The sequence below is a fragment of the Acinetobacter sp. AKBS16 genome (assembly GCF_002899995.1).
Classification (GTDB): Bacteria; Pseudomonadota; Gammaproteobacteria; order Pseudomonadales; family Moraxellaceae; genus Acinetobacter; species Acinetobacter baumannii.
In genome coordinates this window covers 76,104-83,179 of record NZ_POYH01000098.1, presented here as the reverse complement: position 1 = coordinate 83,179, position 7,076 = coordinate 76,104, and the positions used below count along the sequence as shown (strand labels likewise).

Annotated in this window: 6 protein-coding genes and 1 pseudogene; 2 read left to right on the top strand and 5 right to left on the bottom strand. The window is 39.7% G+C overall.

Going from position 1 to position 7,076, the window contains the following annotated elements; all coding sequences use genetic code 11:
* Together C1642_RS18010 and C1642_RS18005 are read left to right on the top strand one after the other, a co-directional pair.
* The coding region (locus C1642_RS18010) for an MFS transporter (protein ID WP_228153983.1) at window positions 1-1,457 on the top strand (1,457 nt) is incomplete at its 5' end.
* Window positions 1,454-2,539 (top strand): HlyD family secretion protein, encoded by a 1,086-nt coding sequence (locus C1642_RS18005; protein WP_103236696.1) that lies wholly within the window; start codon window positions 1,454-1,456, stop codon window positions 2,537-2,539. The genes C1642_RS18010 and C1642_RS18005, both read left to right, overlap by 4 nt.
* 79 nt (window positions 2,540-2,618) lie before the next feature.
* On the opposite strand, the gene C1642_RS18000 is transcribed toward C1642_RS18005, so the two are convergent.
* The 5 genes and pseudogenes from C1642_RS18000 to C1642_RS19910 all read right to left on the bottom strand — a co-directional run.
* Window positions 2,619-3,875 (bottom strand): OprD family outer membrane porin, encoded by a 1,257-nt coding sequence (locus tag C1642_RS18000; RefSeq protein WP_416202836.1) that lies wholly within the window; start codon window positions 3,873-3,875, stop codon window positions 2,619-2,621.
* A gap of 78 nt (window positions 3,876-3,953) precedes the next feature.
* Complete coding sequence (locus C1642_RS17995) at window positions 3,954-5,297, bottom strand: MFS transporter (protein WP_000081456.1); 1,344 nt, start codon at window positions 5,295-5,297, stop codon at window positions 3,954-3,956.
* A 111-nt stretch (window positions 5,298-5,408) separates the two neighbouring features.
* Window positions 5,409-6,110: a fumarylacetoacetate hydrolase family protein gene (locus tag C1642_RS17990; protein ID WP_000008093.1), complete on the bottom strand. Its 702-nt coding sequence runs from the start codon at window positions 6,108-6,110 to the stop codon at window positions 5,409-5,411.
* A gap of 32 nt (window positions 6,111-6,142) precedes the next feature.
* Window positions 6,143-6,781: a maleylacetoacetate isomerase gene (gene maiA, locus C1642_RS17985; protein WP_000781207.1), complete on the bottom strand. Its 639-nt coding sequence runs from the start codon at window positions 6,779-6,781 to the stop codon at window positions 6,143-6,145.
* Window positions 6,778-7,076: pseudogene (locus C1642_RS19910) on the bottom strand (3-hydroxybenzoate 6-monooxygenase); the annotation flags it as partial. The pseudogene C1642_RS19910 and the gene maiA, both read right to left, overlap by 4 nt.

Here is a 7,076-nt window from a genome sequence, read left to right as displayed (position 1 = left end):
GCGACTCTGGTTATTGGGTCAGCAGTATTTATGCCAGTGCCATGATTATTGGGATGATCCTGTCCACCAGTTGGGCGGTTATTTTTTCTATGCGTCGGGTTCTTCTTTTTGCGATAGGACTTTGCCTCTTCTCTAGCGTTTTAATTCCTTTTAGCCCAAATATCGAAATATTTTATTTATTACGGGGCTTACAAGGACTCGCCAATGGTTTAACTATTCCTTTATTAATGGCATGTGCACTTAGATTCCTAGGACCTGAAATTCGTCTATGGGGCTTGGCCTGCTATGCATTAACAGCAACTTTTTTCCCAAACTTAAGCGCTGCGCTTGCTGCCTTTTATTTAGATGTGATTGGTTGGAAGATGATATTTTTCCAAACCATCCCTTTTTGTGCTTTAAGTGCTGCGTTAGTTTACTTCGGTATTCCGCAAGATCCATTAAATTACTCAAGAATAAAAACTTACGATTGGACTGGCGCGATTCTAGCCATTATTGGTTTGGCAAGCCTTAGTACCATGCTTTTGCATGGCAATCATTTGGACTGGTTCCATTCAAAATTGATTTGTGTTTTGGCTTTAATGAGTGCCATTACCCTCCCTTTATTTTTAATACATGAATGGCGCTATCCAACACCATTAATTAAACCGCAAATGCTCGAAATACGAAATTTTGGTTATGCTGTTATTGCGTTGTTCTGCTTTGTGGTTATTGGTATGTCAACCAGTACATTACCCCTTAATTACTTAAGCGCTGTGCATGGTTATAAGCCCACTCAAACCATGTGGATTGGCTTACAAATTGCCGCATTACAATTTATCTATATCCCGATTGTTATTAAAGTTTTGAACCAAGCTTGGGTTGATAGCCGATATGTACATGGGTTTGGTTTACTTTTGGTTATGGTTGGCTGCTTAGGTGCAAGTCAGCTTGATACGACTTGGAACCAAGACCAATTCTATTTTTGGCATGCAATCTCATGTTTAGGACAAACCTGTGTAGTGCTTTCGCTCCTCATGATGGGTACTAATAGTGTCCACCCAACTATGGCAATCTATGCTTCACCTATGATTAACACCCCGCGTGCTATTAGCGGCGTACTTGGTGTGTGCCTTTTAGACTGGGTCAATCGAGTACGTGGTGAATACCATTCAACACGGCTGATTGAAAATACTGCACAACATGTTTTTCAAAATATTCAAGGTCCTGTTATTAATCCTCTTACCCCGCCTGTGCTGAGTGCAGAGGGTACCGAACGTGTTTCCGGTGGTTTATCTGCCTTAAATTCTGCGATTCAGGCACAGCAATCTGTTTTAGTCATTAGTGATCAATATCTGATTTTAGCGGGACTTACTGCAATTTTATTTATCGTTATGCTGATTTTGCCAGTTAGAACTTATCCACCACGCATTGCTCTCATTAAGTTAATGAATAGTCATAACTCAGGAAAATCTTTATGAGTACTCTCGAAGCCCAAGATCACTCCATGACCGAGTCACCCAAGTTAACAAAGATGCAATATCTTAAGAAACACTGGGTTATGGTTATTGCATTTATTATCGTTCTAGTTTCCATTTTATGGATTTTAAAAGTTATATTTTTACCTTCTTCCGTTGTTAAAACTGACGATGCACGGGTAGATGTCGAGTACTCAACCATTGCTCCCAAAGTGTCAGGTAATATTGAAGAAATTTATATTAAAGATCACCAGACCGTAAAAAAAGGCCAGCTTTTGGCACGGATTGATGCACGTGATTATCAGGCGGCTTTAGCTGAAGCTGAATCTAATTATGCCAAAGCACAAGCTGACTTAAATGAAGCAATGCTGGCCGTAGAAAGACAACCAACTGTTATTCGAGAAACAGAGGCCCAGCTTAGAAAAGTAGAAGCTGGCATTAAACTCACCAAAGATAATACCGCACGCTATGAGCAATTACAGGCACTTGGTGCTGAATCTAGATTGATTACACAACAGTCAAAAACCACATTGACCGAGCAATATGCCGACTTGGACAGCAGTAAAGAAAAAATCATTGATGCGCAGTATCAGCTCAACCAATATAAGATTCAGGTTCAAGCTAAACAAGCGGCTTTGAAACAAGCCCAAGCTGCGCTTGATAAAGCAAAACTGAATCTGAGCTATACAGAAATTCGAGCACCTATTGATGGCATGATTGGGCAAAAGTCTGCAAATGTGGGCAACTTTGTTGGCGCAGGTAATCCACTCATGGTGGTTGTGCCTTTAGATCAAGTGTATGTAGAAGCAAACTTCCGTGAAATTGAGCTAAAACAAATTAAAATCGGCCAGCCTGTCACTGTTTATGTCGACGCTTACAATGTTGAGTTAAAAGGTGTGGTAGACAGTTTTTCACCATCGACTGGTACATTCTTCTCGCCAATTTCAGCAACAAATGCGACGGGTAACTTTACTAAAATTGTTCAGCGTTTACCTTTACGCATCAAACTCCTTGAGAACCAACCTGATATTAAATTGTTGCGTCCTGGTCTATCTGTTGTGGTTTCTGTGGATACGACTAAATAGTTAGTCTAAACCTTGGAATATGAAAGAAAAAAAGAGACCTTTTATGGTCTCTTTTTTAATAATGAGTTTTAAAAAGTCTTTAAAACTTCTTGGTATAGTTTACAAAAAAGCGATCTTCGCCAAAGTCATTGCCATGTTTTACGTTGTAATCAATTCGAATGTATTGCAGGGCAACACCCTTTAAGAAAGGCTGTTGAAACGTATAGTTTAAAATCACATTCGACTCGGTTTCGTGGTTTTTCTCGCCATTGGCAGCTTTAAAGTCATGACCGTAAACATATTTCACCATCGCATTTAGGCCAGACACATAGTCTTTAAAATCGTAGCCGTACATCACATGGTAAGACTTTTCGTCTTCTTTAAAGAAACCAGTAGCGTTCCAGTTAATAAAATAGGTTTCTGGTAAAAAACCATCCGGTAGCGGATAAGCTGACTCACCAATGATCTGCTGATAGCCCAAGCCAAAGGTGTGGTTTTTTACTTTTACAGTTTCAAGTAAACCAATGTTCTGCGCATCAATATCAAAAGTATTGCTATCATCTTTTGCATTGAAGTATTTAAATTTAGACGTAAGAGCAAAATTAGATTGTTTCCAATTGTGCTCAAGTCCTACATAGTGTTTATTATACAGATCTTCTAAATTACCGAAGTAATATTCAGCCTTTAAAGACGGCGTGAATTGATATCGCAGATCAATATAATTTAAGCCATCAGATTCTTTGGTAATGCCGTTCGCTGTAAAAGAAAACTTTTTAAAATCTTCTTCATGTCGTGGCGAAACTTTTTCAACTCGTCCAATTTCTGCATAGAGCTGATCTGAAAGTTGTGACTTAAGATTGGTTCCCCAATACGAAGTGAGTAACTGACGACTAGCATCAACAGCCGTTACAGGCAGGTCTAACCAGAGTTCACCGACACTTAAAAGGGATTTGTCGTAGCCTAGTTTTAAAGTTGCGCCGTATTTTAAAAAGTCCGATGCTTGTGACTGAGTTTCTTTATTAAAAGGTAAAACCGTGTCCGCAACGTGTTTATCTGAGCTCAAGCGAACGGCATATTGAACAGAAGCATCGGCACCAATGGTAATGGGCTTATCTGCAATTTGCAGTGGGGTGTCATGCATTTTCGACTTATAAAATAATGAAGCTGCCTGAGACCAACTGCCCGTATCTTTGATTGCATCATTATCAAAGTCACGGTTTATATAGGCATTCTTTAGCGTGAATTTCCATTCATCTTCGTCTTGTTGAGTGGTATCTGCTGCCCACAATATTGAATGACCACTACAGATAAATAAAAGAGTAGAAAACTTTAAATATTCGATTTTTAAATATTTCATGAAACAAATCATCCTTTAACTATTGTCTGCGCCATCCTTTGGTACAGACATATATTTTTTCAGTGGAATCGTGTTGACTCAATTCGAAGCGACTAAAACTTGAGATTGATTTTTCTTTAAACGTTTAATGAGTAACAACGAAACCGCGGCACAAAATGCAGGTATCGCTAAAATACTTAAAATTTCAAAACTGGAGAGATTTAATGACATTAACCAGCCGCCCATAATTGATCCCACAATCGACCCTGAGCGCCCTACTGCATTGGCCCAACTTACCCCTGTTGCACGGCAATGTGTTGGATAAAAACTAGATGCAAAAGCGTTTGCTCCCACTTGTGATCCACTAATTCCAGCACCTACCCCAAACATAGCAAACATCAATAAAACCGCATTTGCCTGTTCAATTCCAAACCCTAAGCAAATCAGAAAAAAACCACCAAAAACATAAGCCGTACTTAAAATTTTGGTTGCATCCATCTTATCCATTAGCAGGCCTAAAACAATGGCACCAATGGTTCCACCTATTTGGAAAATTGAAGTAAGCCATGATGCGTTGGATAAATTAAAGCCCTCATTGGTTAATAAAGTAGGCATCCAACTTGAAATCATATAAATAATGAGAAGGCTCATAAAAAAGGTAAACCAAATCAAAAAAGTGCCTAAAGCAAAGCCTTTATTAAACAAATCTTTCAAAGTTGATTTTTCAACTTCATTGACTGTTGGAACCAAAGTTGGTGTGTTATTTAAATGCGGTGCGATACGGTGAATAATCTTTTCAATTTTCTCGGGACTCTTCTTTTTAAGTACTAAAAAGCGAAGGGATTCAGGTAGTAAAAAATATAAGAAAGGTACAGTCGCTAAAGGTAACACTCCCCCAATAAGCAAAATACCGTGCCAACCAATATGAGGAAGTAGCTGAGCTGAAAAAATGCCACCAAGAGCAGAACCAATGGTAAAACCACAGAACATCATGGTCACTAAATTAGAACGGCGAGATGTAGGCGCATATTCAGAGGTTAGAGTAATTGCATTAGGTAAAGCCCCACCTAAGCCCAATCCAGTGAGAAATCTCCAAATAATTAGGGTTTGTAAATCTGGTGAAAAAGAGGCAAAAACACTGGCAATTCCAAACATGATGACTGAACCAATCAAAATCGGTTTACGGCCTAATTTATCGGATAACGGCCCAAAAATGAGTGCACCTGCCATCAGTCCAAATAAACCAGCGCCAAATAAAGGTGCCAAATCGGTTGCTTGCAACCCCCATTCTGCCTTTAAAGCAGGTGCAATAAACCCAACTGCTGCGGTATCGAAACCATCAATCGCAACGATCAAAAAACACAACCACATGATTAATTTTTGCAAAGACGATAGCGGTATTTCATCAATGAAACTTTGTACGTCTATAGAATTTTGAGACATGAGAGCTCCTTTCGCCAATACATTGGCGTATATGCAATCCTTAGCAAAGGTGCCCAACTGTATTTTTTATTTAGGTTGAGCACCGATTTCAATAAATCAGATCAATTTGATTTATTTCACCTTCACCGTAATTCCAGTCAGTCCGGTAATGTCTGCACGCATAACATCACCTTTCACTACCGCACCCACGCCTTCTGGAGTTCCTGTAAAAATCAAATCACCTGCTTTTAGTTCAAATAGCGTAGACAAATTGGCAATCGTTTCGGCCACAGACCAAATCAGATGACTGACATCGCTGTGCTGTTCGGTTTTACCATTTACCGTTAAATGAATATCGGCATTATTGATTTCACCCGTTTGAGTAATCGGATGAATTGGGCCAACTGGTGCAGAAAAATCAAAAGCCTTACCGATTTCCCATGGGCGGCCTTTTTCACGCATTGCCATCTGTAAGTCACGGCGTGTCATATCTAAACCAACGGCATAGCCATAGATATAGTTCACTGCATCCTCAACTGAGACATTTTTGGCATTTTTACCAATTGCAACGACCAACTCGATTTCATAATGAAAATTTGAAGTTTCAGATGGATATGGAATATCAACCGCATCTGTATTTACCGGGACAACCGACTCAAGATCATTTGGCTTACAAAAGAAAAATGGTGGTTCACGGTCTGGGTCAAAACCCATTTCACGTGCATGAGCAGCATAGTTACGGCCAACGCAATATATACGGCGTACTGGAAATTTATGCTCTGAGCCGTGAATAAATAGACCCGCAGTGGTCATTGGTTCGAAAATAAATGACATATGTAAATTCCTTCTATTAAGTTAATCACGACTCAAAATGCATCGGCCTGCTGTTCAGGCGCTGCCTTTTGAAATGCTTCTAGCGTCATGCAATGTTGGTAAATCTCATTAATGTTTGGATAAACCGATAAATCGACTTTAAAACGCTCAGCAGAAACTACTTGTGGAACCAAATAGGCATCTGCAATGGTCGGTTGCTTGCCATAGCAGAACTTTTCGCGATTCTGGTCTTGTTCCAAAATATGCTCTAAAGCAGTAAATCCATCTTGAATCCACTTGGCACACCATGCATTGATTTGTGTATCATCCAGCCCTAAGTTCTGGCGTAAATATTCAAGAACACGCTTGTTATTTAGGGGATGAACATCGCATCCAACTAATGCAGCAATGGCACGGACTTTTTCACGACCCAATACATCTGTAGGTAATAAAGCAGGTTCAGGATATTGTTCTTCTAGCCATTCGATAATGGCTGGACTTTGCAACAAGTTTCCCGATTCAGTTTCAAGTACTGGTACAAACCCTTGCGGATTTAAAGCTTTAAAAGCAGCTTGATGGTGTTCGTTTTTAGCGAGCGAGATATAAGTCGCTTCATAAGCCAAACCCTTTAGGTTCAACACAATACGGGTTCGATGTGATGTGCCACTACGGAAAAAGCTATAAAGTTTCATGCCACATTCCCTTGATAGTTTTTCACTGCATCAAGGCATTTATTGACATTCCAGCCATATAACCATTCCATTGCATCATAAAAACGTTCCGTAGGACGTCCACGCCACAAATCGTTGCGAACTAAGCGTTCCACACCTTTGGCATGGTAAATTTTGCCCATTTCACGTGAAGATAAAACAATACGTGCTGTACGTGCTACTCGTGCTTTTTGGTAAATATCAAAAGCTTTTAAAATGTCATGGTCAGTAACACGTAACGCTTCACCTAAAGTTACGGCGTCTTCCATCGCCATAC

Excerpts from the sequence above, each read along its gene's own strand:
- C1642_RS18005 (WP_103236696.1), top strand. The coding sequence starts at position 1,454 with ATGAGTACTCTCGAAGCCCAAGATCACTCCATGACCGAGTCACCCAAG.
- C1642_RS18000 (WP_416202836.1), bottom strand. The coding sequence starts at position 3,875 with ATGAAATATTTAAAAATCGAATATTTAAAGTTTTCTACTCTTTTATTT.
- C1642_RS17995 (WP_000081456.1), bottom strand. The coding sequence starts at position 5,297 with ATGTCTCAAAATTCTATAGACGTACAAAGTTTCATTGATGAAATACCG.
- C1642_RS17990 (WP_000008093.1), bottom strand. The coding sequence starts at position 6,110 with ATGTCATTTATTTTCGAACCAATGACCACTGCGGGTCTATTTATTCAC.
- maiA (WP_000781207.1), bottom strand. The coding sequence starts at position 6,781 with ATGAAACTTTATAGCTTTTTCCGTAGTGGCACATCACATCGAACCCGT.